24 protein-coding genes are annotated in these 24,580 nt (G+C 41.6%); 15 read left to right on the top strand and 9 right to left on the bottom strand.

Going from position 1 to position 24,580, the window contains the following annotated elements; genetic code table 11:
* Positions 1 to 2 precede the first annotated feature (2 nt).
* The 4 genes from Q4533_RS07805 to Q4533_RS07820 form a co-directional block, all read right to left on the bottom strand.
* Positions 3 to 761, bottom strand: a complete 759-nt coding sequence (locus Q4533_RS07805) for a hypothetical protein (RefSeq protein WP_303502555.1) — start codon at positions 759 to 761, stop codon at positions 3 to 5.
* A complete protein-coding gene (locus Q4533_RS07810; RefSeq protein WP_102531969.1) occupies positions 761 to 1,294 on the bottom strand; it encodes a hypothetical protein in 534 nt (177 codons plus the stop codon). Before Q4533_RS07810 ends, Q4533_RS07805 begins: the two co-directional genes overlap by 1 nt.
* Positions 1,295 to 1,301: 7 nt before the next feature.
* Entirely contained in the window at positions 1,302 to 1,586 is a 285-nt protein-coding gene (locus Q4533_RS07815) for a J domain-containing protein (RefSeq protein ID WP_102531968.1), read from the bottom strand.
* A gap of 350 nt (positions 1,587 to 1,936) precedes the next feature.
* The gene (locus Q4533_RS07820; RefSeq protein WP_102476310.1) at positions 1,937 to 2,479 is read right to left on the bottom strand and encodes a hydrolase; all 543 of its coding nucleotides are present in this window, start codon (positions 2,477 to 2,479) and stop codon (positions 1,937 to 1,939) included.
* Between the two features lie 153 nt (positions 2,480 to 2,632).
* On the opposite strand from Q4533_RS07820, the gene Q4533_RS07825 reads away from it, so the two are divergent.
* From Q4533_RS07825 to Q4533_RS07865, 9 genes are all read left to right on the top strand, one after another.
* The gene (locus tag Q4533_RS07825; RefSeq protein WP_102438640.1) at positions 2,633 to 3,670 is read left to right on the top strand and encodes a DUF2235 domain-containing protein; all 1,038 of its coding nucleotides are present in this window, start codon (positions 2,633 to 2,635) and stop codon (positions 3,668 to 3,670) included.
* A gap of 97 nt (positions 3,671 to 3,767) precedes the next feature.
* Complete coding sequence (locus Q4533_RS07830; protein ID WP_102438638.1) at positions 3,768 to 4,616, top strand: cobalamin-binding protein; 849 nt, start codon at positions 3,768 to 3,770, stop codon at positions 4,614 to 4,616.
* 253 nt (positions 4,617 to 4,869) lie between these two features.
* Positions 4,870 to 6,129 (top strand): efflux RND transporter periplasmic adaptor subunit, encoded by a 1,260-nt coding sequence (locus tag Q4533_RS07835; protein WP_102476311.1) that lies wholly within the window; start codon positions 4,870 to 4,872, stop codon positions 6,127 to 6,129.
* Positions 6,130 to 6,209: 80 nt separating this feature from the next.
* The gene (locus Q4533_RS07840; RefSeq protein ID WP_303502556.1) at positions 6,210 to 6,443 is read left to right on the top strand and encodes a hypothetical protein; all 234 of its coding nucleotides are present in this window, start codon (positions 6,210 to 6,212) and stop codon (positions 6,441 to 6,443) included.
* Between the two features lie 104 nt (positions 6,444 to 6,547).
* On the top strand, positions 6,548 to 7,276 hold the full coding sequence (locus tag Q4533_RS07845) for an ABC transporter ATP-binding protein (RefSeq protein WP_303502557.1): 729 nt from the start codon (positions 6,548 to 6,550) through the stop codon (positions 7,274 to 7,276).
* Between the two features lie 21 nt (positions 7,277 to 7,297).
* Positions 7,298 to 8,611, top strand: coding sequence for an ABC transporter permease (locus Q4533_RS07850; protein ID WP_102520132.1), 1,314 nt, complete (start codon positions 7,298 to 7,300; stop codon positions 8,609 to 8,611).
* Between the two features lie 21 nt (positions 8,612 to 8,632).
* Entirely contained in the window at positions 8,633 to 9,841 is a 1,209-nt protein-coding gene (locus tag Q4533_RS07855; RefSeq protein ID WP_303502558.1) for an FtsX-like permease family protein, read from the top strand.
* Between the two features lie 117 nt (positions 9,842 to 9,958).
* The gene (locus tag Q4533_RS07860) at positions 9,959 to 11,380 is read left to right on the top strand and encodes a sigma-54 dependent transcriptional regulator (protein ID WP_303502559.1); all 1,422 of its coding nucleotides are present in this window, start codon (positions 9,959 to 9,961) and stop codon (positions 11,378 to 11,380) included.
* Positions 11,381 to 11,433: 53 nt separating this feature from the next.
* The gene (locus tag Q4533_RS07865) at positions 11,434 to 12,762 is read left to right on the top strand and encodes a PAS domain-containing sensor histidine kinase (RefSeq protein ID WP_303502560.1); all 1,329 of its coding nucleotides are present in this window, start codon (positions 11,434 to 11,436) and stop codon (positions 12,760 to 12,762) included.
* Between the two features lie 150 nt (positions 12,763 to 12,912).
* Here Q4533_RS07865 and Q4533_RS07870 read toward each other — a convergent pair whose 3' ends face one another.
* Positions 12,913 to 14,346 carry a hypothetical protein gene (locus Q4533_RS07870; RefSeq protein WP_303502561.1) on the bottom strand — a complete coding sequence of 478 codons (1,434 nt, stop codon included), beginning with the start codon at positions 14,344 to 14,346 and terminating at the stop codon, positions 12,913 to 12,915.
* A gap of 809 nt (positions 14,347 to 15,155) precedes the next feature.
* Between Q4533_RS07870 and Q4533_RS07875 the strand changes: the two genes are divergently transcribed.
* From Q4533_RS07875 to Q4533_RS07895, 5 genes are all read left to right on the top strand, one after another.
* Entirely contained in the window at positions 15,156 to 15,539 is a 384-nt protein-coding gene (locus Q4533_RS07875) for an MAPEG family protein (protein ID WP_102438632.1), read from the top strand.
* 140 nt (positions 15,540 to 15,679) lie between these two features.
* Positions 15,680 to 17,326: a LytS/YhcK type 5TM receptor domain-containing protein gene (locus Q4533_RS07880; protein ID WP_198589937.1), complete on the top strand. Its 1,647-nt coding sequence runs from the start codon at positions 15,680 to 15,682 to the stop codon at positions 17,324 to 17,326.
* An 18-nt stretch (positions 17,327 to 17,344) separates the two neighbouring features.
* Complete coding sequence (locus Q4533_RS07885) at positions 17,345 to 18,115, top strand: LytTR family DNA-binding domain-containing protein (RefSeq protein ID WP_303502562.1); 771 nt, start codon at positions 17,345 to 17,347, stop codon at positions 18,113 to 18,115.
* Positions 18,116 to 18,389: 274 nt separating this feature from the next.
* Positions 18,390 to 19,595 (top strand): OFA family MFS transporter, encoded by a 1,206-nt coding sequence (locus Q4533_RS07890; RefSeq protein ID WP_102438629.1) that lies wholly within the window; start codon positions 18,390 to 18,392, stop codon positions 19,593 to 19,595.
* Between the two features lie 240 nt (positions 19,596 to 19,835).
* Entirely contained in the window at positions 19,836 to 20,222 is a 387-nt protein-coding gene (locus Q4533_RS07895; RefSeq protein ID WP_102438627.1) for a ribosome recycling factor family protein, read from the top strand.
* Here Q4533_RS07895 and Q4533_RS07900 read toward each other — a convergent pair.
* The 4 genes from Q4533_RS07900 to Q4533_RS07915 all read right to left on the bottom strand — a co-directional run bounded on the left by Q4533_RS07900 (position 20,219) and on the right by Q4533_RS07915 (position 23,744).
* The gene (locus Q4533_RS07900; protein ID WP_303502563.1) at positions 20,219 to 20,407 is read right to left on the bottom strand and encodes a hypothetical protein; all 189 of its coding nucleotides are present in this window, start codon (positions 20,405 to 20,407) and stop codon (positions 20,219 to 20,221) included. The genes Q4533_RS07895 and Q4533_RS07900 overlap by 4 nt on opposite strands.
* A gap of 369 nt (positions 20,408 to 20,776) precedes the next feature.
* Complete coding sequence (locus Q4533_RS07905) at positions 20,777 to 21,262, bottom strand: VOC family protein (protein WP_303502564.1); 486 nt, start codon at positions 21,260 to 21,262, stop codon at positions 20,777 to 20,779.
* A gap of 292 nt (positions 21,263 to 21,554) precedes the next feature.
* Positions 21,555 to 22,166, bottom strand: a complete 612-nt coding sequence (locus tag Q4533_RS07910) for a TetR/AcrR family transcriptional regulator (RefSeq protein ID WP_102477138.1) — start codon at positions 22,164 to 22,166, stop codon at positions 21,555 to 21,557.
* A 153-nt stretch (positions 22,167 to 22,319) separates the two neighbouring features.
* Positions 22,320 to 23,744 (bottom strand): coniferyl aldehyde dehydrogenase, encoded by a 1,425-nt coding sequence (locus Q4533_RS07915; protein ID WP_303502565.1) that lies wholly within the window; start codon positions 23,742 to 23,744, stop codon positions 22,320 to 22,322.
* A 381-nt stretch (positions 23,745 to 24,125) separates the two neighbouring features.
* On the opposite strand from Q4533_RS07915, the gene Q4533_RS07920 reads away from it, so the two are divergent.
* A complete protein-coding gene (locus Q4533_RS07920; RefSeq protein ID WP_102437970.1) occupies positions 24,126 to 24,557 on the top strand; it encodes a universal stress protein in 432 nt (143 codons plus the stop codon).
* Positions 24,558 to 24,580: the final 23 nt, after the last annotated feature.

Raw genomic sequence — 24,580 nt, forward strand, 5'->3', positions numbered from 1 at the left:
CCTTAATCAAGAAAAGTAAACATATCATCGACTTCAGCGTACTCATCAGCCACTTGGTTTTTATCTTTTGCTTGTAACACCAGCTCATTAACGAATTTACCGATGATTTGTTCCCAACCAGAACTTTCATTACGCAGCAGATTTTTAATCGACTTGGCCACTTCAGGCGCAATTTGTTGAATTAATGCCAATAGGCTGCGGGGATCATCCATCGCTAGGCTATGGGCTTCTTCATCTGCTTGCCAGTTGCTATAACCCACTGTTTCACCATCATCTTCGTCATCATATGAGTCAAAAATAGTGTTGTGGTCTTGCTCGGCTGATGGCGCCAAAATCAACTCAATAAACGGAATTGATAAATAAAACAGCCCAGCAGGATCTTCTGCAATACACTCTAAAATGGCGGCTTGTTTTTCTTCAGTGCCCTGAATACGAATAAGGTAGGTTAAAAACTCAAAGGTATGATGCATTAATTCATCAACATTGGTTTTAATTTGCTCTTCCCAATACAAAGGTTGCTGACACACTATGTCGCGGATTTGCTCTGGGGTCATCAGCTCAGACATGATCGATGGACATGAAATATCATGATGACTATTGATTTGAGTTAAGGTAACAATATCCATATGCTCAATAACATCAACAAGTTGTGCATCATTCATTGTGTTGGCAATGATTTCGAATCGCTTACTGGCTTGTTGTGGCTCGACATCAGCGAGTGCTTTAATCTCTTCTGCGGCAAGTTCAATAAGATTGTTCATTAACGCTCCTCATCATCATATTGGTCGTAATAACCTTCTTCATCTTCGCTTTCTTGCTCGTCATCGTTGTTATAAGGATCATAGCCATCGTCACTATCACCACCTTCAGATGTAGCAAAAGATTTAGTCGGTGCAACTACGTTATCTTGAGTATTAAGCAGATACACCACGGCGCAGCTTTCAATTAATAGCTCTTCTGAATATTTGCGCACGGCAAGTACTAAAGGCACATCAGCATTATTAAACTGTATGGTGACTTTAAACTCGTCCCAGCTTGGCATTACCGCGCTATCGATCCAGCCGGCCCATTTGATTTTTGCTTCGTCTGAGAAACGAATACGGTTAAATAAGGCAACCGGTAAATACTCGGGTACCGCGGCTAGCATCGACGGATCGGCTAATAAAATCTCTTTCATTGAGTTAGTAAATTTAGCTAATGCATCAGGGGTATCGGGATCGTTGTACGATTCGATATTGTCATAGGCATTATTTTTTAACTCATTGATGCGTGAGATATTCAGTGTTTGGCTCATGGGTTTCTCAAGAATAAAATTGGTCCCACAGCTCGGTCATTGCCGCTGTAGGATTGGTCACGATGACATTATTAAAATCTTTAATAAATGCAGTTCTTAATTTTTTGTCAGATAAAATATCATAGGCATTTTTAACCCTTTGTAGCTGCAGGGCTGCTTGATGTTTTTCTTCTTCTGACGCGTTAAGCAGTTTATCGGGATGTAACTTATTTGATAAACGTTTATAGGCTTTTTTTATTTCGTCTTCTTTGGCACTGGCTTTGACACCGAGGACAGTGAAGTGGTTAATCATATTTTTACCTGTGGCGAATGAACTTGGATAGGCGAGTGCTAATCCATTAAATTATGATTATTTGGGTGCAAATAATAACAGAATTACTGTGTTTCCCATAAAACTATCAGTAAGTTTAGCTTAATACAAAATACACAGGTTAGATTTACAGCAATTTATTGACAATCTTGGGAGGATAAATCGAGAAACTAAGTTTGCATGCAGCAGTGTTTAGCGCAAGAAATGCGATTATTTAAGCCCAAATCATGCCCAATGATAAAGGTTACATGGGATTAAATATGACATCTAAAAAGCCATTTGCTTGGTATCAAAGCGCTAACAATCATCCATAAGGCTTTAATTTAGAATTGCTATTTGATCAACTTAAGTAATGATTTAAAGCGCTCGCCTGTCGCTTGATGTTGCAATTCAAATAAACAAGATTCAGTGTTAGTGAGTTTAGCGCCTAGGGCTTGCATCATTTCAATGCCTAAGGCTCTATTGGCCTCAATGCGCGATGACACCGCATCGGCAACTAAATGCACATGGTAACGATTAGCCAACAAATCCTGACAGGTTTGATAAACACATACATGGGTTTCAATGCCCGCGAGAATAATCTGATTGCGATTTAAGCGCGTTAACTGCTGCTGAAACTCCTGGCACTGCCATGCGCTAAAGTGAGATTTAGCAATCACTTGGGTAGTTTTAGATAAATGCTCGCTCAATTGCGCTGAGGTCGGACCTAATTTATCGGGCAGTTGTTCTAGCCATAAAATTGGGATATCAAATAATTGCGCCCCTTGGATCAAGATAGCGAGCTGATGATGCAGCGCCGAAGATTGCTGCATTACCTGTGCAAGTTTACCTTGCACATCCACAATCACCAGTACAGATTGATCCGCAGTTAACATAAAAACTCCTTTGTTTATGGCTCAATAACTGAGTTAGAGTAAACCCTGTTAGGGCGGGCTGACTATAGTCTAAAGGTCGAAGCTTTATCTGCTAGCAAGGATTGATACTATTTTATTACTTAGCACTTATTGCTGTAATTCAAGGAAGATATAATGAAAAAACGTATTGTTATTTGTGCCGATGGCACTTGGAACCGCCCAGAGAAAGACCTTAAAAAAGACTTTCCCACCAATGTGCTACGTATTGCCAGAGGTATTAAACCCATTGCCGATGATGGTGTGGCGCAACAGGTGTTTTACGATTGGGGCGTCGGCTCATATTATGACTCAGTATCTGGTGGCATAACCGGCAGTGGTGTTCAAAAGAACATTATGGATTGTTATCGCTATATCGTGCAAAACTACCACGAAGGCGATGAAATATATCTGTTTGGTTTTAGCCGCGGCGCTTATACCGTGCGCAGTTTATGCGGCTTAATTAATAACTGCGGCATTCTAAAGCGCCCCGATGCCAATCAAATTCAAGCGGCGTTTGAGCACTATAAATCCAAATCAAAACCTTATAAGCCTGATGGCGCAAAATCCATCGCTTTTCGTGAGCAATACAGTTACCCATCAAGGCAGGTCAAATTTGTTGGGGTGTGGGATACCGTCGGCGCCATGGGAATTCCATTCTCATTTTTAGGCTTATTTGAAGATAAAGATGAGTTTTACGACACTAAGCTTGGGCGTAATGTTAGCGTAGCGCGCCATGCTTTGGCCATTGATGAAGTGCGTGACGACTTTAGACCCACCATTTGGCAGCCTCGCAGCAACATGAATATTCAACAAGTGTGGTTTGCAGGGGTGCACAGTAATATAGGCGGCAGTTATAAGCCTGATGATGATCAGAGCTGTTTATCGGATATCGCGCTTAAATGGATGATGCAACAAGCCAGTGAATTTGACTTAGCATTTGAGACCCATTTGCATGACAGTTTGCGCCCTAATCCTATGGCGACCAAGCATAAGTCTAAAAAGCATGTGTATCGTATTCGTGGTGAATATCATCGCCCGCTAACTGACTGCGAGAAACCTATTTGGATACATCAATCAGTGAAACAAAGATGGGATGCTGACATGAAATATAGACCTAAAAACTTACAAGCTTACATCGATACTCACGGTTGGCCTGATACACTCATTGAGTAGCTCATTGACTGAGTTGTTTGAAGTAATAGTCGGTTGCAGATAGAGTCTGGGATAGCATTGACCCAATAACCCCAGTGTAATTTTTCAAAGGAAAAGCATGTTGTCACGAATTTCCATCAGTATCTTTTTTATCATCACCACTGTGGTAAGTCCTTTTTTAGACGCTAAGACAAAAGAAGCCGAACCCGCTAAACGTATCATAGCGCTTTCGCCCCACGCGGTTGAAATGCTCTATGCCATCGGTGCTGGCGAGTCTATTGTTGCCACTACTGATCATACTGATTTTCCAGAGGCAGCAAAGTCTATTCCCAGTATCGGTGGTTACTACGGTATTCAAATTGAGCGAGTGTTAGAGCTAAACCCTGACTTAATCGTGGTGTGGAATAGCGGCAATAAAATGGACGATATCACCCAGCTAACTCAGCTAGGCTTTAAGGTGTTTAATAGCGATCCTAAAAGCCTTGATGATGTAGCCAATGAATTAGAACAATTGGGTGAGCTTACGGGTAATCAAGATAAAGCGGCTAAAGTCGCAGCAAACTATCGTCAGCAGCTAACGGATATCCGCGCTGAAAATCAATTAAAGTCGCCGGTAAAAGTATTTTATCAGTTATGGTCAACGCCGTTAATGACAGTATCTAAAGGCAGTTGGATAGAGCATATTATCGAAGCTTGTCATGGTGAAAATGTTTTTATCGATGCAGCCAGTGAATACCCGCAAGTAAGCGTTGAGAATGTATTGCTCACCATGGCAGAAGTGATTTTACAAAGCCAAGATGAGGGCAACGTTATTGGTGTTGATTGGTCACAGTGGCCAGAATTACCCGCAGTTAAAAATCAGCATATCTATCAACTCAATGCTGATGTACTGCATCGCGCCTCCCCACGGGCTATTTTAGGTGTTGAAGCCTTGTGTGGTGCATTGGATAAGGTGCGTCAGCCCTAAAGCGGCTTGAATTAAGCAGTTCAATATAGATTGCCCAAAAGTGTCCGCGCGGACACTTTTTTGTTTTCGGACACTTCTCATTTTAATGCGGACACTTTACAGGGTGTCCGCGGACACTTTCGATTGTTGGTCGTATAATTAAAATATCTTAAGTATCTAATTAATATCATTATTTAATTTATGGCACAGCCTGTGCTTTATCCAATGCAATATGATTGATAAATGCAGCATTGAGCGCATTCTAGGATTAATGATGATTAAAGATACCAGCGGACAAGATAAGGTTATTCAGCCAAAGCTAACCAATAAGCTAAAAATGCCATTAGTGATTGGTACCCTTGGCTTGTTGATGAGTGCGTTGGTGTGGGCAAGCTTAGGACATGACAATAATATTCGCTCAATTGATGCAACTGACTTAAGGCTAGCAACACTGACTCGCGGCACTTTGGTTCGTGATATTGCCACCACCGGTAAAATCGTTGCTGCTAATGCACCTGTTTTATATAGCACTGAACAAGGTGTGGTGACTATGCTGAGCCAACCTGGCGATATCGTTGAACTTGGTCAAGTGGTTGCTCAAATAGAAAGCCCTAAGTTACAAAATTCTTATGAGCAGCAGCAATCATTGTATGGGGCAATGGAAAGTAATTTAGAACGGGCCAAGTTAGATGCTCGCCGAGAACAACTCAGAGTTAGCCAAGTGTTAGACATGGCCAAAGTGGACTTAGAGGCGGCAGATCGTGAAAGTCGCCGCGGCGATCAACTGATTGAAAGCCGTTTGATTAGTCGAATCGATTTTGAAAAGGGTAAGGATGATCTGCACAAAGCAAAATTGCTGCATCAACATGCCATTGCCGAAGTTGACTTAATGGGCGATACCTTAGCATTTGAGCTTAAAAATCGTGCCGAAGAAGTGTCTAGACAAGCGTTAGTGGTCAAGGAGTTAGCCCGTCAACTTGGTGCGCTAAATATTAAAGCCCCAGTGAAAGGCATTATTGGTAACTGGCTGGTGGAGCAAAAAGCCCGTATTGGTGCCAGCCAACCTATTTTAACCGTGGTGGATTTAAGTGCCTTTGAAGCTGAGCTCGCCGTACCTGAATCTTATGCTGATGACCTAGGTATCGGCATGGATGTAGAGCTGAGCTTTGGCAATATCAATGTCATGGGGCAATTGTCCTCAATCTCACCAGAAGTGCGTAACCGTGAAGTCACTGCCAGAGTTCGCTTTGATGCTGATGAGCAATTGTCATTACGTCAAAATCAGCGCTTATCGGCCCGAGTATTACTGGAAAACCGCCCCAATGTATTAATGGTTAAGCGCGGCGACTTTTTAAATCGCGGTGGCTCAACAGCTTATTTATTGACTGATGATATAGCCCAAAAGACGGCCGTGACTTTAGGTGTGAGAAGTATGAGTCAGGTGGAAGTGATTGAAGGCGGTAAAGAAGGTGATGTGTGGGTAATTTCAGGCACCGAAGCTTTTAGTAACGATGACACTATTCAGCTTAGATAAGCTCAAATTAGATAATCAGAATTTATAAAAACTTAAATTTTATCCAACAAATTTAATCCAAGCTCGGTAAGGATACGACCATGAAACAATTACAAACTAAACCCTTTATTAGTGTGCTGGCTTTGATGTTGTTAAGTTTAGCGATCAGCTACCGTATTGATGCCAGCCTAGATTGGTTGTCATTCACTTTTCAGCTCATTGATTTAACCGCTCAAGTGTCAGATAGCGCGACTGAAGCCGTTCAGAATGACTTAGTTAACGCCATCATCAAGTTCGATTTATTCTCGGCATTACAGATAGTGGTAATTTTTTAACGCAAATTCAATCATGCCATATCGATCATATATGGCAGGTTAAACACATTAATTGAACTTGAAGTGGTATGAAATACCGCCGAGTTAAATAAGGAAATACAACAATGTTATCAATGAAAAATATTAGCAAAGTATTTAAAACGGACTTAGTTGAAACCCATGCATTACGTGAGTTTAACCTTGAAGTGGCAGAAGGGGAGTTTGTTGCTGTAACGGGACCATCAGGTTCAGGTAAAACCACCTTCTTGAATATTGCCGGTCTACTTGAAGGTTTTACTGACGGCGAATATCACCTTGATGGCGTCAATGTATCAAACCTTAATGACAATAAAAGTGCCCAAGTTCGCAATGAAAAAATTGGTTTCATTTTCCAAGGTTTTAACCTTATTCCAGATTTGAATTTAGCTGAAAATGTTGAAGTACCTCTGCGCTATCGTGGCTTTAATAAGGCTGAGCGCAAGCGCCGTGTGGAATCAGCATTAGAACAAGTCGGTCTTGCTGCCAGAATGAAGCATTTACCGACGCAACTATCTGGCGGACAGCAACAAAGGGTTGCTATTGCTCGCGCGCTGGCAGGTGAGCCACGCTTTTTACTTGCCGATGAACCAACAGGTAATTTAGACAGCTTAATGGCGCGCCAAGTGATGGAGTTATTAGAAAATATTAATCAGTCAGGCACCACCATTATTATGGTAACCCATGATGCCGAACTTGCTCGCCGCGCTCAGCGCAATATCCAAATTGTCGATGGCCAGGTTTGTGATTTTTCGATGTATCAACAAGCTGACCACAGTGTGGTAGCCGACTTACAAAAAGCCGCTAACGGCGCTTAATGACCGAGTAGGAGAGTCACTATGTTTTTATACTATTGCGATCTTGCTTGGCGCAGCATCAAGAAAACACCCATGTTGTCATTGCTAATGATATTAGCCATATCTATTGGCATTGGTATTACCATCACCACCTTAAATGTCTATAAAACCATGTCCTATAACCCCGCAGGGGAGCGTAGCGAGCAAATTAACTCGGTGCAGTTGTGGAGCCAAGGATTAGATTCATGGGATGATTTTCAATCTAACCTCACTTATACCGATGTGATCAACCTTCGTAATAATAATGAGTTAGCGATAAAGGCAGCCTCATTTCGAACAGGGTTGGCCATGCAGTCAGAGGATCCAGAAATACAGCCAGTATTGAAAGGTGTGCGGGTTACCGATAGTGACTTTTTTACTATTTTTGAGGTGCCTTTTTTATACGGTGATCGCTGGGACAAGAGTGTCGATGCTCAGCCTACTTATCAAGTGGTGATAGGCGAGAAACTAAATCAAAGCTTTTTTGATGGGGTTAATAGTGTCGGCAAAACCATTTACTTAAACCGCAAGCCATATCAAATCGTTGGAGTCATTAAGGACTGGAATCCGCAACCTAAATATTACGACCCAACCAATGAACCTTTTAGTGACGCTGAAGAAATCTACATTCCATTTTCAATAACCCCGCTAGAAGAATTTGATGTCTGGGGTAATACCAGTGGCTGGAAATTTGAGCCGATGGTGACCTATCAAGATAGATTAAATTCTGAAAAAACGTGGATTCATTTTTGGGCGCTATTAAAAACAGATGCAGAGAAGCAGCAGTATAAAAGTTGGCTTAGCCAGTATGTTGAACAACAGCGCAGCTTTGGCCGCTTTACTGATACCGCCAAAACCCCAGCTGAAGCTGTGCAAATTAGCGATATTGAGAAGTGGTTAGTGGATAGTGAAGTTGTGCCACGGGATAACAAAATACTCGTCGGGTTGAGTGTATTATTTTTGACGGTATGTTTAGTCAATATTCTAGGTTTACTACTCACTAAATTTTTAAAACGCGCCCCAGAAGTCGGCGTACGCCGCGCCATTGGTGCTAGCCGCAGACAAATATTCAGCCAATATATGGTTGAGGTGGGCATTATTGGTTTTATCGGTGGTGTGGTTGGGCTGTTATGGGCTTGGGGAGCATTAACCCTGCTTGAGTCACAGTTTAATGTTGATGCCAGTGTGGCAGGGCTTGATAGCACTATGTGGATTATTACCCCATTAATTGCCATTTCAACGGCGGTGTTAGCGGGTGTTTATCCTGCTTGGGTGGTGTGCCGTACTAAACCAAGTGTGTACTTAAAAGCGCAATAGCCAACAAAAAAGGAATTCGACATGTTACATATCAAACCGATTATTTCGAGTTTATTGCGCAGTAAGAGCGCGCCTGTTCTGTTGTTACTGCAAATTATGCTTTCAGTAGCGATTGTGGCTAATGCCAGTTTTATTATTCACGAACGTTTAACCATGATGCAGCGTGTATCTGGCTATGCAGAAGAGCAAATCTTTAAATTTAATGTTTATAACTTTGACCCAGCCATTGATAACCTTGAACAAAACAAGATTGATCAACAAATACTACGCAATTTGCCTAATGTAATCGATGCATCATCTGCCAATATGATGCCATTAAGCGATAGCGGTTGGTCAGATATTTATAATGATGGACCTGATGCTGAAACGGCTAAACAAACGCCTAGTTTTGCTTTTTATTTAGGCAGTGAGCACCTGCTCAATACCATGGGAGCTAAACTCGTTCAAGGACGTAATTTTAGACCTGAAGAAATGAATGACAGTTTAGATGACAGCGGTATGTTGGCGATGGTGTCTCAGCCATTAGCCAAAGCGATTTGGGGCGATGAATCACCCATTGGTAAAGTCATGTATCAAGGTGAGAGTCCCATTGAAATTATCGGGGTGATTGAAAAGCTGCAAGGCGCTTGGATCAATAGTGATAACTTTGAATACAGTGTGATGCAAAATATTGATTTTGGTGGTCAAAGTGCCAATAAAACCTATATGGTGCGAGCATTACCAGAGCATATAGCAGATTTGGAAGCGGTCATCACCAAGGCTTTTCATGCTGAAAACCCGAATCGGGTTATTGCTGATTTTACCTCGCTGTCAGACCTTAAAAAACAGACCTATAGTAATCACCGTTTAATGGCGACAGTGCTGAGTATGATGGTGGTGCTATTGCTATTGATTACTGCATTAGGTTTGACTGGAATGGTGATGTTTAACATTCAGCGCCGCACTAAACAGATTGGTACTCGCCGTGCATTAGGGGCTAAAAAGCGCGATATAGTCAGTTACTTTATGGTGGAAAACTACTTGATTTGTATTGCTGGCGGTATTATCGGTGGCTTACTGGCGATGCAATTAGGTCAACAATTAATGACGCTATATAGCCTGCCTACGCTGCCCAGTGTTTACCCCATCTCTGCTGTGGTGGGTTTATTGTTGGTGACGACACTCGCTGTTATTATTCCTGCCGTTCGCGCCTCAAGTATTTCACCTGCTATGGCAACCCGCAGCGTGTAGGCAAGCTAGTTAAACTGAATGCTCGAGTAAACCGTAAGATACCCTCGTAAATGAGGCTATTTTACGGTAGTTTGAACCCCATAAGGGTATCCCTAAAAAAGAGAACAATGAACACACATGGATAGTATTTTAGTCGTTGATGATAATCATGCCATTTGTAGCGCTCTGACATTAATGTTGGATATTCATGGCTATAAATCATTAAGCTGCGAAACCCCAGAGCAGGCTTTGCTGATTGTTGCAGAGCAAGATATCAGCTTGGTTATTCAGGATATGAACTTCACCCAGGACACCACCTCAGGTGAAGAAGGCCGCCAGCTGTTCTATACCCTCCGGGAACAACAACCCAATTTACCTATCATCTTAATGACCGCCTGGACTCAGCTAGAAACCGCGGTTGAGCTGGTTAAAGCTGGGGCTGCCGATTACATGGGTAAACCTTGGGATGATGCCAAGTTGCTCAATAGCATCAGCAATTTACTGTCGATTTATCACCTTTCAAAACAGAATAATCAATTGTCTCGGGTTGATTCTGAACGCATGAGCGCCATTAAAGACGCTGACTTGTGCGGTATGGTATTTGGCAGCGGCGCCATGCAACGTTGCATTGACTTAGCACTGCAAGTGGCGCGCTCTGATGTGTCGGTGATGATCACCGGGCCCAATGGCGCAGGTAAAGATAAAATAGCTGACATTATTCAAGCCAATTCATTGTTAAAAGATAAGCCGTTTATCAAAGTGAACATTGGCGCCTTACCAATGGAGTTATTAGAAGCAGAGCTGTTTGGCGCCGAAGTAGGGGCTTTTACTGGCGCTAATAAAGTACGCATTGGCCGCTTTGAAGCCGCAGATGGTGGCACGTTATTTTTAGATGAAATTGGTAACTTGCCTTTATCAGGGCAAGTCAAATTATTGCGGGTATTACAAACGGGTGAGTTTGAGCGCTTAGGCAGTCATCAAACTCGAAAAGTGAATGTACGTGTCATCAGTGCTACCAATGCCGACTTAGCCGAAGACATTGCTAATGGTCAGTTTAGAGAAGATTTATTTTATCGCTTAAATGTTATTGAACTAGCGTTAGCGCCGCTTAATCAGCGCATTGATGACATATTACCCTTAGCGAGTTTCTTTGTCGGGGAGACATTTAGTTTTGATAAACAGGCGCAGCAAGCGCTGTTAAATCATCCTTGGTCGGGCAATGTACGTGAGCTTGAAAATGTCTGTAAAAGGGCGGTATTACTGGCTAAATCATCACAACTAAGCTGTGCTGATTTAGGGTTGTCAATGTTGCAAACGCTGACAGAGCAGAATGCACTAACAAAGACTTCATCGCACAACGTACCTCTTACTAAAGAGTTTCCTACTCAAGACCACACAGTTACGTCGACAAACACCACTGTAGAGCCTGATAAGCAACAAATTGAACAGGCGTTAACGGCTCATAATGGGGTGATTTCTAGAGTCGCTAAAGCACTGGGGTTAAGTCGCCAAGCACTGTATCGGCGGATGGAAAAGTATGGCTTGTCAGTAAATAAGTAAATTTTTGCTCAGCTGCGTGGTTATTGAACATCAACTTAGAGAACAAACCTTAAATGAGCCTACGTAACAAACTGGTACTGTCAAATTTAGTCTGCACCTTAGTGTCATTGTTGCTGGCTTACGGTCTATGGCAATGGCTTGGGGATGAGTCCTTATGGGCCGCGGTGGTTGTGAGCCTGGGTTTGTGTTTTTTACTCAGTATGTACCTGACTCGTCAGCTGGCTGAAAGTTTACAAGCGCTGGAAGTTGGGTTACTTAACTTTAAAGATAATGAATTTAGTGTGTCATTACCTGAATATGCTGAGCCGCAACTGAATGAACTGGCTGGTTTATACAATCAAGCCTCGGCCAAGCTGCGAAAAGAGCGGCAGTTTATTTATCAGCGTGAATTAATGCTCGATAAAGTGATACAAAACTCGCCTAACATCATGTTGCTGGTGGATGATAATCAGCGAATTATTTATGCTAACGATGCTGCCAGACACTTATTTAATCAGGGGATTAGAATTGAAGGCATGTTGCTTTCAGAGCTGATTGCAGTGTTACCAAGCGCGTTAAAGCAGGCATTAGAGAGTGAACATGAAGGCTTGTTTTCCATTGATGCCAATGGCGAAGGGTTAAGCGATGATAGCGCGGGTGAAATCGAAACATGGCATATCTCCCGCGGGCAATTTAATCAAAATAATCAACGTCACCATTTAATTTTACTTAAACAATTAACCAAAGAACTTAATCGCCAAGAAGTAGCGGTGTGGAAAAAAGTCATCCGCATTATCAGTCATGAGTTGAATAACTCTGTGGCGCCTATTGCTTCAATGGTCAATTCTGGCAGAGTACTCACTAAAGATTTTGATAACCAAAGATTAGCGCTGATATTCGATACCATCGAAAATCGCACCGCCCATTTAAGCCAGTTTATTTCCCATTATGCCCAATTTGCTAAATTACCCTTACCGAAAAAGGCGCCAGTTAATTGGGATAATTTAATCGAGCAGCTAGCCCAGCAGTATCGGTTCAGTTTAACTTCAGCATTGCCGCAACAAGCCATTGCCTTAGACTGTGTGCAATTAGAGCAAGTGTTAATCAATCTGCTTAAAAATGCCCAAGAATCTGGGGCTGATAAAGATGGGGTCACGGTGGCGTTTCTAGAGGTCAGTCATCCGCTAGTTGGGGTGGTGATCACCATTGAAGATAACGGTTTAGGTATGTCTAGCGAGGTGTTATCTCAAGCCTTATTACCGTTTTATTCAACTAAACAATCGGGCACAGGCATTGGTTTGCCCTTATGCCGCGAAATAGTTGAAGCTCATGGTGGCCATATCACCATGCAAAATCGTAAAGAGAAAGGCTTAAGCGTTAAATTGTGGCTGCCAAATGAGTAGTCGTACTTAGTTAATAACGGTAAGAATAAAGAAAGCCCAATAGATAGTCTCTATTGGGCTTTTTTGAAGTGTTAATCATAGTATTAATAACAATATCACTGTTTAAGCGAGTGATGATTGTTATTGATAAGTGCTACGTATAAGAGCTGTTTATAAATACTCAACTTCCAATGAAATCAACATCGCATCATCATCTTCAGAGGTGAACTCGGCTTTTAATACAAAGTCATCACTTTCGACATTAATGATCTCATACCATGCACTGGCTTGATCGCTAAAGTGTGCCAACATAGCTTCACGGGTGGCTGGGATATTAATGGATTTTAAATAAGCCATAAACTGCTCATCAGACTCAATAGGGTAGTTAATACTCTCAGAGAGTTTTACTTTTTGAATGACATTATTGTAATGCTTAACCTGCACATTTTTTGACAGTAAACTCCAAACGCCGTTGTTTGAAAATTGAATAACATTAGGCACAAAACGGTTAACTAGCGCATCGAGCGTGCTGGGTTGATTGTTCTCAGTAGGTAAAAGTACTTCAGTTAACTTTTGGCTATTGAGCTCCGAAAATAATATCTCATCATTATCACGGCTGTATTTTCTTGATTTAAAGGTGAAACCTGTGAGCAGTAATTCAGGCTCATCGCTGGTGATAGAAGAAAACTCATCAAACTCTAACGTCAGTAAGTTTTTATGATTGGAGACGATATATTCTTCAGTACTGGTTTGCTTTAAATAATCAAGCTTATTGCGCACTTGCAGTACTTCATCACGGTATCCGGCTTTATCATCAATCAGCCAGTTATTATCAAACCTTTCGTTGTAGCTAATTAAATTTTTGCCATTGTAGTTAAGTAATGAGCGATCTTTATAGGATATTTGCTGAATTTTATTGTTGTCGATAATAAACCACAGCTCGCGGCCATATAGCCATGCTTGGGATTGATCTTTTAGGGTAAATAAAGCGCTGGCAGGACCTAGTAATTCAATCAGACGTTGGGTTGAATCATCAATGCTAACCCCGTAGGCGCTAGATAGAGTCACATTAGTTGAAGGAAAGCTTGCTTCTCTTGCAAGGCTAGATAATTCTTTTTCTGACAGTATTGTAATCGCAGGGCTAATTTGTGACTGCGCTAAAGTGACTTGTGGCGCAGTGGTCGTTTTGGGTTTAGCTGTAATGCGATTGGTCGTTGCTGCTGTTGAAACCTTAGTGGCTGGCGCCGGTTTTTTAAAGCTAATGGGTTTACGACTAAGTTGATTATAAGCAGTTTTCACCGAAGATAACCGGTCATCTTCGTCGCAAAAATCAATTAAGTCAGCAGTGATAATAATTTTATTGGCTTCAATTAAATTAGTAATAATGACGGCATCGACCCGCTTTTGTTTGGCTTTTTTCTGGATCAGGCGAAAGCTGGTTTCTATTAATTTATCATTTGAGCTATTTTTAAGGGTATTTTCCACATAGATGCCATCGATCACTGTTGGCGTGCACACAGGCAGATGATCGAGTATCGGTGGTAACGATTTAGCTGAAACTTGTAAACTGACAAAGAGTAAAATGAGAACCAGTAATCTGTTCATAATTTAGCGCTTCCTTGTGGGTGTTTTTATTATTATCCATCACGAAATAAACGTCATTACATACACGATGGTTAAAAGTAACTAATCAATTAGCCTTCTTTTTCATGAGGTTATTTTTGTCACTCCAATTCATTATCAGCTGGAGCACAAGCTCTAACTTAACAATTCATTAACAAAGGTGTCAAAAGATTTTTAGGAATAAGTAGTTAAAAAATGTGCATAAAAACAACTGTTGTTGTTTAATAATAATACAGCTAGGGTGGCGAGTATTAGAGTCGTAATCTGCCAATGGTTTATCTATTTATTAGCAATGACTGACAAACCCTGAACGCGTGAAGGGTTGCGATCGTGACAGTGGCTCAAATTGCAGTGAACAGAGCACTCAGCTAAAGCTTTGATCTAAAGCTTTGAGCTAAAGAATTTAGCTAAAGTATAACTTATCGATATTGTGCATAAAATGGTTAGATTTATGCTGTCAGTAGGCTGGGGTTCATTGCTGGAGGATTACCTTTAGTAACCTCAATCAGGGCGCTGTATCAGTTGCATTGGTGAAGCTGTTACTAGGCTGTTATGACTGACAGCTAATTTAACCAAGGTGTGTTTCTGATTTTAAAGGCTTAATAATGAATCACTTTGTTTAAAATAAATTCTGATGACTGTGCATAAGTTAGTAGTAACGGTTTTACAGGGTGGAATGGTCCATGGGTAATCAATTATTTATAAAACATTAGCTGAATAAAACATTGGGCTTAAAAAGTAATTAATGATTTACTAGTAATTAATGACCTTAACTTACTCGGGCTGCTTTTATGCAAACGTTACTGATTTGTCTGTTTATCACAATCTTATTACCCTATTTAGCCAAGGGGCCAGTTGCTGTGGCAATGGCAAAACTCGGCGGTTATGACAATGCACATCCGCGGGCACAGCAAGCCAAGTTAACCGGTTTTGGCGCAAGAGCACTAGCAGGGCATCAAAACGCCTTTGAATCTTTGATCGTTTTTGGTTTATGCAGTTTAACCGCGATCGCAACTGATAATGTTAATGCTACTGTTTCGACGTTAGCTATGGTGCATGTGGTTGCTAGAGTGAGCTATCACTTGCTGTACTTAAAGGGCTTATCAACTATGCGCTCACTGGCTTGGTTTGTGGCAATTTTCTGTTCATTTGGCATTTTTTGGCAAGCTTTTTAAGCTTGGAAAATTTTAAACTTCTTTAATCGATATAAACCTTTCTACAATTTACCTTTAAGGTCAAATACTGGCATTGTAAAAATTTCATCATATAATTCTTATACCTATTGCTATCAATTGGGTTTATTAGAGGCGCTGCTATGTATACCGAGCAATTAATGATGTTAATCGCCGTATTTGAACGGGCAGCCTTAATGCTGATGCTGCTGTTTTTGCTTACTCGCACCCGCAGCTTTCAAAAAATCATCACCAAACCAAATCGAAAACCGATTGAGATGGCGATGATGTCGCTGTTATTTACTTTATTTGCGGTTATGAGCACCTACACCGGCATTGAGGTCGATGGCTCCTTGGTTAATGTGCGTATTATTGCAGTGTTATCTGGCGGTATCCTTTTTGGCCCTTGGGTGGGGATCCCAGCAGGTATCATCTCAGGGCTGCATCGTTACTTAATTGATCTTGATGGCGCGACTTCAACCGCCTGTTTAATATCGAGTATTTTTGCAGGCTTTCTGGCAAGTTGGATACATGTCGGTGTCGATAAAAAACACTATACCTGGTATGGCATTTTAGCGGGGGTTATCTGCGAGGTGCTGACCATGGTGCTGATTGTGGTGTTTTCAGATGATTATGAGCAGGCAATGGTGATTGTGCGTCACATTGGTTTGCCGATGATATTGGGCACTGTGTCCATCGGGCTGATTATCAAGTTAGTGCAAGATATTGACGATGAAAAAGATTGGATTGCTGCGCAGCAGGCAAAATTGGCCTTAGATATTGCCAATAAAACCTTACCTTATTTTCGTCAAAATGATCGTCAGTCGTTAATTGCGGTTTGCCAGATCATCCGCCTTGATACACAAGCGGATGTGGTGGCGATAACTGATACCACCTCAGTACTGGCTTATGTGGGTATAGGTCAAGAAAACTACCTAGAGCCCCACAATAAAATTAACGAGATGACCGAGCAAGCCGTTGCCACAGGCAAACAAATTATTAGCAATAACCTTGATGCCCATGACTTTCATTCATTGTTAATCATTCCATTAATGGAGAACAATGTCGTTACTGGTACCTTAAAAATATTTTACCGTGAGCCTTATCAAATTAAGTCTTCACTGCGGGAAATGGCGGTGGGATTATCGCAGCTGATTTCTACCCAAATGGAAGTGTCGCGCATCGAACAGTTAAAAACCATGGCCTCAAAAGCAGAGTTTTCGGCGCTGCAAAGTAAAATTAATCCGCATTTTTTATTTAACGCCCTCAATGCTATCTCTACGTTAATACGTATTCGGCCTCAGCAAGCTCGAGAATTGATCGCCAAACTAGCGGATTTTTTGCGCTTTAATTTAGATCACACTGATGAGCTGATAGATATCCAAGAAGAGCTGCAACAGGTGCGGGATTATGCCGCGATTGAGCAGGCGAGATTTGGGCCTAAATTAACCGTCAGCTTTGATATTGATGATGTACACACTTGTGTGCCAAGCTTACTGATACAGCCGCTGGTGGAAAATGCCATTTTACATGGCATTCAGCCTGCGTCTTATCCTGGTGAGGTGCTGATTACGGTTAAAAAGCAGCAAGATGATCGGGTGAAAATTACCATTCGTGATACTGGGGTTGGCATCGATCCGGCTTTGATTGATAAGTTGCACCAAGGAACCATAGACAGCACGAGCATCGGCTTGATGAATGTACACCAAAGGTTAAAGCTACTCTATGGTGCTGGCTTAGAGATTACTGCATTGACAAAAGGCACTGAGATGTCTTTTTTCATTCATTAGAAGACTATAGGGGGAGCTATGTTAAAAGCCTTGATTGTAGAAGATGAATACCTAGCACGAGAAGAGCTGATTTATTTGATCGCAACCCATAGTCAGATTGAAGTGGTAGCGACCTTCGATGATGGTCTTGAAGCTTTTAAATACCTGCAAAGCAATAAAGTGGATGTGATATTTCTTGATATTAATATTCCATCCATTGACGGTATGTTATTGGCGAGAAACATTCATCAATTTTCTGAAAAGCCGCATATCGTGTTTGTGACTGCCTATAAAGAGCACGCCGCAGATGCCTTTGAGTTAGAAGCATTTGATTATTTGCTCAAGCCTTTTAATGAGCAGCGGGCTATTGGGGTGTTGCAAAAACTTGAGCAAGCTCAAAAACACCTACCAGCGGCAGATATCAATGTCGAGTCTTTGCCAGTGAATACCGACAAGCCCAAGCCTAAGGCCAGCAGCCTTAATCAGACCATTAATTTAACCCAAAACAACCGCATTGTGGTCAGCTATATTAGTGATATTTATTATGCGGTTGCCAACGAAAAAATCACTGAGGTATATACTCGCGAAGGGGTGTTTCATGTGCCTTATACCATTACTGATTTGATGGAATGTTTACCGAGCGAATCGTTTTTTCGCTGCCATCGTTCCTATTGCATTAATATCGATAAAATTCGTGAGATCATCCCTTGGACCAATAGCACCTATCTGTTAAAACTGCGCGATATTGACGGTGAAGTGCTGGTGAGTCGCAGTAACATAAAAACCTTTCGAGCACTGATGAACTTATAACCGCTGCTGTCATTGGCTAGCTAACGAACTATTCAACACCGCCTACCCATAAAGACGACTCAAAAAACGATACAACCACCCTTGCTACTGCAGATAAGCTCACTCAGCATTTAACCCCCATAAATGCATTTCATGCCGATATATTGCATTTGATGCCGCTATTTTACAGCTCATGTTTTAGTTAATTCAGACTCTTGTCTTCCTCTCAAAAAGCCGTATTTTGACCACCATATTGTTAAATTAATCATTAATTATTGCTGTGGAGAGTGACACTATGTCAGCACAAATATCAAACCGAGCGCGTATTATGACGCTTATTGGTACCATTTTGGCGCAGTTCGCCTTGGGTTCGGTATACACATGGAGCTTATTCAATGCCCCGTTAGCTGAGAAACTGTCGCTTCCAGTGAGTAATGTGGCGTTTACTTTCGGTATTTTAAGTTTATCACTAGCCGTGGCTTCGTCAGTGTCAGGCAAGTTACAAGAGCGCTTTGGGGTTCGTAATGTCACCATTGGTGCTGGGCTATTAATCGGCGCGAGCTTATTTCTTACTGCGCATGCAGATAGCCTATTAATGCTATATGTATGTGGCGGCCTGTTAGTGGGTTTTGCTGATGGTACCGGTTACCTAATGAGCCTATCTAACTGCGTTAAATTATTCCCTGAACGTAAAGGTTTAGTGTCTGCTTGTGCTATTGGTGCTTATGGCCTTGGCAGTTTAGGCTTTAAATACATCAACATGTATATGCTGACCCATTCAGGTTTGGCGATGACATTTGATACATGGGCTGTGATTGCCATGGTGCTAGTCATTGCGGGTGGATTAATGATGAAAGATGCCCCCCTTCAAGAAGTCTCAACCGCAGAAAACAGCGTTGCAAACAGAGACTTTACACTGGCGCAAGCAATGAAATCATCACAGTTTTGGGTACTAGCATTAATCTTTTTAACCATCTGTATGAGTGGCTTATACGTGATTGGTGTGGCAAAAGACATTGGCGAAGGTTATGTACATTTAAGTATGGCAACAGCAGCATCTGCAGTGGCAGTGATTGCGGTGGCTAACCTTTCAGGTCGTTTAGTTCTTGGTGTGTTATCTGACAAAATGGATCGCATGAAAGTCATCAGCATTGCGCTTATTGTATGTTTAGCGGGGGTCGGTTCACTGTTATTTGTTCACTTAAATGCGTGGAGCTTTTACTTAGCCGTTGCCTGTATCGCCTTTAGTTTTGGTGGCACCATTACTGTGTTCCCATCGCTAGTGAGTGACTTCTTTGGCCTTAACAACTTAACCAAAATTTATGGCTTTATTTATCTTGGCTTTGGTATCGGCAGCATCATTGGCTCTATTGTCGCTTCGTTATTTGGTGGCTTTGTTCCGACTTTCTACTTAATGCTAGGACTTATCGTATTATCAACCGTCATCTCTTTCATGGTGAAGTTACCAGAAAACAAGCCTTCTTTAGCCATGGCTAGCTAGTTTTAATTACGCTATTGGGCCAAGAGGTCTGAATATTGCGTTAAGCTTTTTTCGTTCCAACCTCCTTTTCGCCGCAGCAATGCGGCGTTTTTTTATCTGAACTTAAACAGGTCAGCTTAAGTCTTTGAAAAAGTAGTGCACTTTAACTCGCCAAGCTGCTTTCTCATGTTTAGATTGGTGTTATTGGGGTATGATTCATTATTAATGAAAGGCCCTGAATGAGTATTAACCAATCCTCCTATGAATGAAGATATCACCATTGCACTGCCTTCGCTTATTCATCGCATCGGTGGCAGCGCCGCCAAGCAGGCTAAAGATATGGCTACGCAATATGGTTGTGAGCTTAAGCGAGTGCGTCGTTCTCGCAATTGGCAACTCGTGGGAGATGCCATTAATATTCAGTCTTTTGCCGCACAGTTATCAGGGCAAACTAATAATGAGTTTGCCTACCTGATTAAAAAGCTAAACATCGCACTGCTTGAACATAGTGACAAGTTAGAACCATTAGCCGTAAAACTGGTGCGCCTGCTCACTGAACGCCCGAGTACCACCTTAGCTGAGTTGATACAAAGCACCGGCTGCACAGAGGCTGAAGCCAGAGTGGCTCGTTTTGAGGCTGACTCTTAGTGATGATGCTTTAAGGTGTTATAAGCAGGGCAATGTTGCTGTTTAGATGAAGTATTACAATTTGAATTGGCTTCCATGCCAAGCTCACGAGTTCTCGGAATAAAGAGTGCAGCGTCTCGCAGTTGTATCTGCACATAAGGTCGCTGTTTCACATCTAACTCATAGGGATATGGGTTAGATGTCATTATGATGTAGGGAACATCATTGACTATGTGATCGCGACATTCGTATATTCTATATAGCACCTGCGGCAGGCAATAGATTAAACTGAAGTAATGGACTACTGAAAAAGAGCCAATATAAACGAAGTATAAAGTTGGTGGCTGTAACGCATTTATGCCCAAAAATGAGTTTAAAGTTGGTATATTTTGTAGTGAGCCCCAGAGTTTTCTAGCATTATCTGAACTTATCCAAATTTATTATATTGAGGGAATGCACAAACTCATTTCTGTCCAAAAGTGATTTAGGCGCTTAAATAATACTTGCCTACAAACTTCTCTAATACAAAAAAAGCAGCTAACCACGGTTAGCTGCTTTTTAAAATTCTTTAATTCTTATGTGTATTCAGAAGAATAAGTTTCTGAATAAGTATGAGAATACAGTTCAAATAGGTTTCCAAATGGGTCTTCTAGATAGACCATTTTGTAAGGCTTATTACCATCTTCTGGATGATAGCGCATGATGTCCATTCTGACTTTACCGCCGAATTTTTCAACTCGCTCGATAACGCCTTCAAAGTCATCTGTTTCTAACGAGTAATGGAAGATACCGATTTTAGTGAAGTCGACATGATGTCTTTCTTCGCGGTCTTTCATTTCAAATAACTCAAAGCCGATGCCATCAGAAGTGACGAGGTGGGCGATGTTAAAACCTTTAAAACCATCACCAAATACCGCAATACACATTCTACCAATGGCAGTTTGTTTTTCTTCGATGACTGTTGAATTGCCCATGACAATTTCAAGACCTAATGCTTGGGTATAAAACTCGACGGCTTTATCCATGTCACCAACCATAATACCTACATGACTCATTTTCATAATAATCTCGCTTTATACGTTAATTGCTAAGTTGTTGCTTGTTCGTTTTGATGGAAGAAGTATAGGGCGAAGTAATGATTTAATAAAATTATCAAATTTTATAAAGATAATAATATTTTGTTATTAAATGTATAGTTGGATCTAGTGCATGCTTGGGTCAATTGTATGCTTGGGTCAATTGTATGGTTGGAGCCGAAAGAGATTTGCTGAAGCGGTTCGTGGTTAAGGCTTAGCACCTTTCGCCAGTCATCAGCTAACTGGCTTTAAAGGAGGTTTTGAATATAAAAGTAGATTACTGAGCTTTCATTGAGCGCCAAAATAATTCAAAGCTTGCTTGGCGCTGGCTTGGGTCATTGCCCCATTGCGGGTTGTCAGTAAAATAGCGAATAGCGGCAAGGTATTGGCCGTGACAGTTTTCAAGCATTAGCGCAACTGGAAAATCAGCAATAATCTTTTGTTGCTGGCCTTTACTAATAAGCTGCACTACAAAATGCAAAATACCGTTCATGGCTTGACCGCGAATTGCCGCATCAATGTCGCTGGACATAGAAAATTGCAAAAAGAAGCGCTGCTTAATAGGGTGCTTTAAGGCCCAATCAATCGCTTGTTGCCAAAGGTATTCGGCATCGGTTTTTAAATCTTCGCCAGCATTGTCAAAGGTGGACAATGCTTGAGTAATGTCATCAGCAAATTCTTGTTTAATTGAAACAAATAAATGATTGAGTAAATCATCTTTACTGGGAAAGTGATGAAATAATGTCCCAGTGGCGACAGCGGCTTTTTTAGCGATGGATGCGGTGGATGTGCCATGAAACCCTTGCTCAACAAATAGCTGTAAAGCGCTATCGAGTATCGCTTGTTTCTTGTCTACTTTAGGTTTTTTGTTGGCTACAGTTTGGGTCATATGCTGTTCGTATTTTCAATGAGCTATTTATTAATGGGCTCTTTATTAAAGGAGTGTTGATGAGTGAGCGATTTATCAATCGGGATTTTGAGCGTGCGAGTTTAGCACCAAGGCGATAATCGCACACTCAATTATTGGCATTTATCTAGCGCATTAGCGTAAGAAAAACTTCATCAACAAGGCTTGGATTTTAGTGCCATAAGGCGGGTGCACAAATAAACCTGAATTGAACTTGCCGCTTTTTAAGACCGTTTTCGCATGGCTAAAAGTCAAAAAGCCTTCCTTACCATGATAATGGCCCATACCTGAAGGGCCAATACCGCCAAACGGGGCGTCATCGGCTGCCACATGGAAGATAGTTTCGTTAATACATACGCCACCAGAGTGGGTTTGTTGGATAATATTTTGCTGGGTTTGACTGTCAAAACTCATGATATAAAGCGCTAATGGGCGCTCATTGTTATTGATATATTCAATGGCTTCATCAAGGTCTTTATAACCGATTATCGGCAGTAATGGCCCGAAGATTTCTTGTTGCATAATGGCCATATCAGCACTGACATTGGTCACTAGCTGTGTTGGTAATTTACGTATTTCGCTATCAATGCTGAACTCAGTTGCGGGGTGAATGGTCGCGCCTTTTTGTTTAGCGTCATCAAGTACCGCGAGTAAGCGACTGTATTGACGCTGATTAATCACATTGCCGTAGTCTTCATTACTGGCAAAATCTGGGTACATGTTATTAAAACGAGTTTTGTAGGCACTGATTAGCGCATCGATTTTGTCTTCTGGACATAAAATATAATCGGGTGCGACGCAGATTTGGCCTGCATTTAAACACTTACCGTAAATAAGGCGCTCAACAGCAGTATCGATATCAATATCAGGCGCTACAATGACTGGTGACTTACCGCCTAGCTCAAGAGTCACTGGGGTGAGGTTATCAGCAGCTGCGCGCATGACATGGCGACCCACTGTTGTAGAACCTGTAAATAATAGGTGGTCAAAGGGTAGGGCTGAGAATTGCGCGGCAACATCGGCTTCGCCTTCCACTACGACAACTTCATCTTGGCTAAATATCTCTGCTAATAAGCGAATCAATACTTGGTTGGTGTCTGGGGTAAATTCTGACATTTTAAGCATGGCGCGATTACCTGCTGCAATGGCGGTAATTAACGGGCCAACAGCCAGCATGACAGGGAAATTCCACGGCACGATTATGCCAACAACGCCAAGGGGTTGGTAATGCACTGTGACCGAAGAAGGGGACAGCAATAACCCTGCATGGCGTTTATTGGGTTTCATCCATGATTTTAGATGTTTCAGACTGTAGTTGATGTTATTCACACAAGGCATGATGTCTGAAATCATGGTGTCATTGGCTGAGCGATGGCCATAATCTGTGGCTAATGCACTAACAAATTGCTCACTATAACTGAGCAAGCCGGCTTTGAGTTTATTGAGTTTATCAACTCTGGATTGGTAACTAGGCGCAGGCATTGACTGATAGGCTTGGCGTTGCTGCTGAAGTAATTGTTTTAATGGACTTTGCTGAACATTGTTAGCGGCCATATTCATAAAGCGCTCCTAGAGTGATATTGATACTGACATCATTTCAATAAATTAAAAAAACCGACTGATTAGTCGGTTTAGTATGTGCTGAGTTAGGTCTAATTGCAAGCCTTTGGATTCTTGAGCTGGGTCAAGGTGGTTTTTTACTATTTGCACTACACTTTAATTAGGAGGATATTTAAGTAGTTTGTATCTGAAACTATCATGTTAACGATGGTTATTTTTTATAACTATGGTCATGATTACAGTGATGATGCTTATGGAAAAGTGACTGAAATTGTTCATACTTTTAGTTTACTTTATACCGCTAGCTATATTTACTTAAATAAGTGGGATAAGTTTGTTTAATGCTAAAGCTCACTTATTTTATCTACAGGAGGAACTCACATGCGTTCACGTTCAATATTATGGCCAACAGATTTTTCTGAAACGGCATCCCATGCGCTGCGATATGCCATTGAAATGGCCAATTTATATGAAGTGGGTATTCGTATTTTACATGTGGTTTCTCAGCCCCTTGGTGACGAGAACTACATGATTTTGGCTATTACTCCTGAGGAACTCGCTAAAAGCATGGAAGAGGCTGCAGCCACCAAAATGCAAAATTTACTTGCTGATTTAAATACTGACTTGAAGGTCGAAACCGTAATTAGGCGTGGTGATGCCATTGAAGAAATTGTCGATGAGGCCAACAAAGGCGACATTGGTATGGTGGTGATTGCCAGCCATGGACGCAGTGGTCTAGCGCATTTTCTGCACAGTAATGTTGCTGAAGAGGTGGCTAATCAGGCCAGTTGTCCTGTGCTTGTGGTTAAGTAGCGCTAGTTAACAAGTGCTAGTTA

It is taken from the genome of Shewanella sp. 6_MG-2023, assembly GCF_030547195.1.
Lineage (GTDB): Bacteria > Pseudomonadota > Gammaproteobacteria > Enterobacterales > Shewanellaceae > Shewanella.

Bases quoted from the DNA above. Each gene is read 5' to 3' on its own strand.
- Q4533_RS07805 (WP_303502555.1), bottom strand. From the start codon at position 761: ATGAACAATCTTATTGAACTTGCCGCAGAAGAGATTAAAGCACTCGCT.
- Q4533_RS07810 (WP_102531969.1), bottom strand. From the start codon at position 1,294: ATGAGCCAAACACTGAATATCTCACGCATCAATGAGTTAAAAAATAAT.
- Q4533_RS07815 (WP_102531968.1), bottom strand. From the start codon at position 1,586: ATGATTAACCACTTCACTGTCCTCGGTGTCAAAGCCAGTGCCAAAGAA.
- Q4533_RS07820 (WP_102476310.1), bottom strand. From the start codon at position 2,479: ATGTTAACTGCGGATCAATCTGTACTGGTGATTGTGGATGTGCAAGGT.
- Q4533_RS07825 (WP_102438640.1), top strand. From the start codon at position 2,633: ATGAAAAAACGTATTGTTATTTGTGCCGATGGCACTTGGAACCGCCCA.
- Q4533_RS07830 (WP_102438638.1), top strand. From the start codon at position 3,768: ATGTTGTCACGAATTTCCATCAGTATCTTTTTTATCATCACCACTGTG.
- Q4533_RS07835 (WP_102476311.1), top strand. From the start codon at position 4,870: ATGATTAAAGATACCAGCGGACAAGATAAGGTTATTCAGCCAAAGCTA.
- Q4533_RS07840 (WP_303502556.1), top strand. From the start codon at position 6,210: ATGAAACAATTACAAACTAAACCCTTTATTAGTGTGCTGGCTTTGATG.
- Q4533_RS07845 (WP_303502557.1), top strand. From the start codon at position 6,548: ATGTTATCAATGAAAAATATTAGCAAAGTATTTAAAACGGACTTAGTT.
- Q4533_RS07850 (WP_102520132.1), top strand. From the start codon at position 7,298: ATGTTTTTATACTATTGCGATCTTGCTTGGCGCAGCATCAAGAAAACA.
- Q4533_RS07855 (WP_303502558.1), top strand. From the start codon at position 8,633: ATGTTACATATCAAACCGATTATTTCGAGTTTATTGCGCAGTAAGAGC.
- Q4533_RS07860 (WP_303502559.1), top strand. From the start codon at position 9,959: ATGGATAGTATTTTAGTCGTTGATGATAATCATGCCATTTGTAGCGCT.
- Q4533_RS07865 (WP_303502560.1), top strand. From the start codon at position 11,434: ATGAGCCTACGTAACAAACTGGTACTGTCAAATTTAGTCTGCACCTTA.
- Q4533_RS07870 (WP_303502561.1), bottom strand. From the start codon at position 14,346: ATGAACAGATTACTGGTTCTCATTTTACTCTTTGTCAGTTTACAAGTT.
- Q4533_RS07875 (WP_102438632.1), top strand. From the start codon at position 15,156: ATGCAAACGTTACTGATTTGTCTGTTTATCACAATCTTATTACCCTAT.
- Q4533_RS07880 (WP_198589937.1), top strand. From the start codon at position 15,680: ATGTATACCGAGCAATTAATGATGTTAATCGCCGTATTTGAACGGGCA.
- Q4533_RS07885 (WP_303502562.1), top strand. From the start codon at position 17,345: ATGTTAAAAGCCTTGATTGTAGAAGATGAATACCTAGCACGAGAAGAG.
- Q4533_RS07890 (WP_102438629.1), top strand. From the start codon at position 18,390: ATGTCAGCACAAATATCAAACCGAGCGCGTATTATGACGCTTATTGGT.
- Q4533_RS07895 (WP_102438627.1), top strand. From the start codon at position 19,836: ATGAATGAAGATATCACCATTGCACTGCCTTCGCTTATTCATCGCATC.
- Q4533_RS07900 (WP_303502563.1), bottom strand. From the start codon at position 20,407: ATGACATCTAACCCATATCCCTATGAGTTAGATGTGAAACAGCGACCT.
- Q4533_RS07905 (WP_303502564.1), bottom strand. From the start codon at position 21,262: ATGAAAATGAGTCATGTAGGTATTATGGTTGGTGACATGGATAAAGCC.
- Q4533_RS07910 (WP_102477138.1), bottom strand. From the start codon at position 22,166: ATGACCCAAACTGTAGCCAACAAAAAACCTAAAGTAGACAAGAAACAA.
- Q4533_RS07915 (WP_303502565.1), bottom strand. From the start codon at position 23,744: ATGAATATGGCCGCTAACAATGTTCAGCAAAGTCCATTAAAACAATTA.
- Q4533_RS07920 (WP_102437970.1), top strand. From the start codon at position 24,126: ATGCGTTCACGTTCAATATTATGGCCAACAGATTTTTCTGAAACGGCA.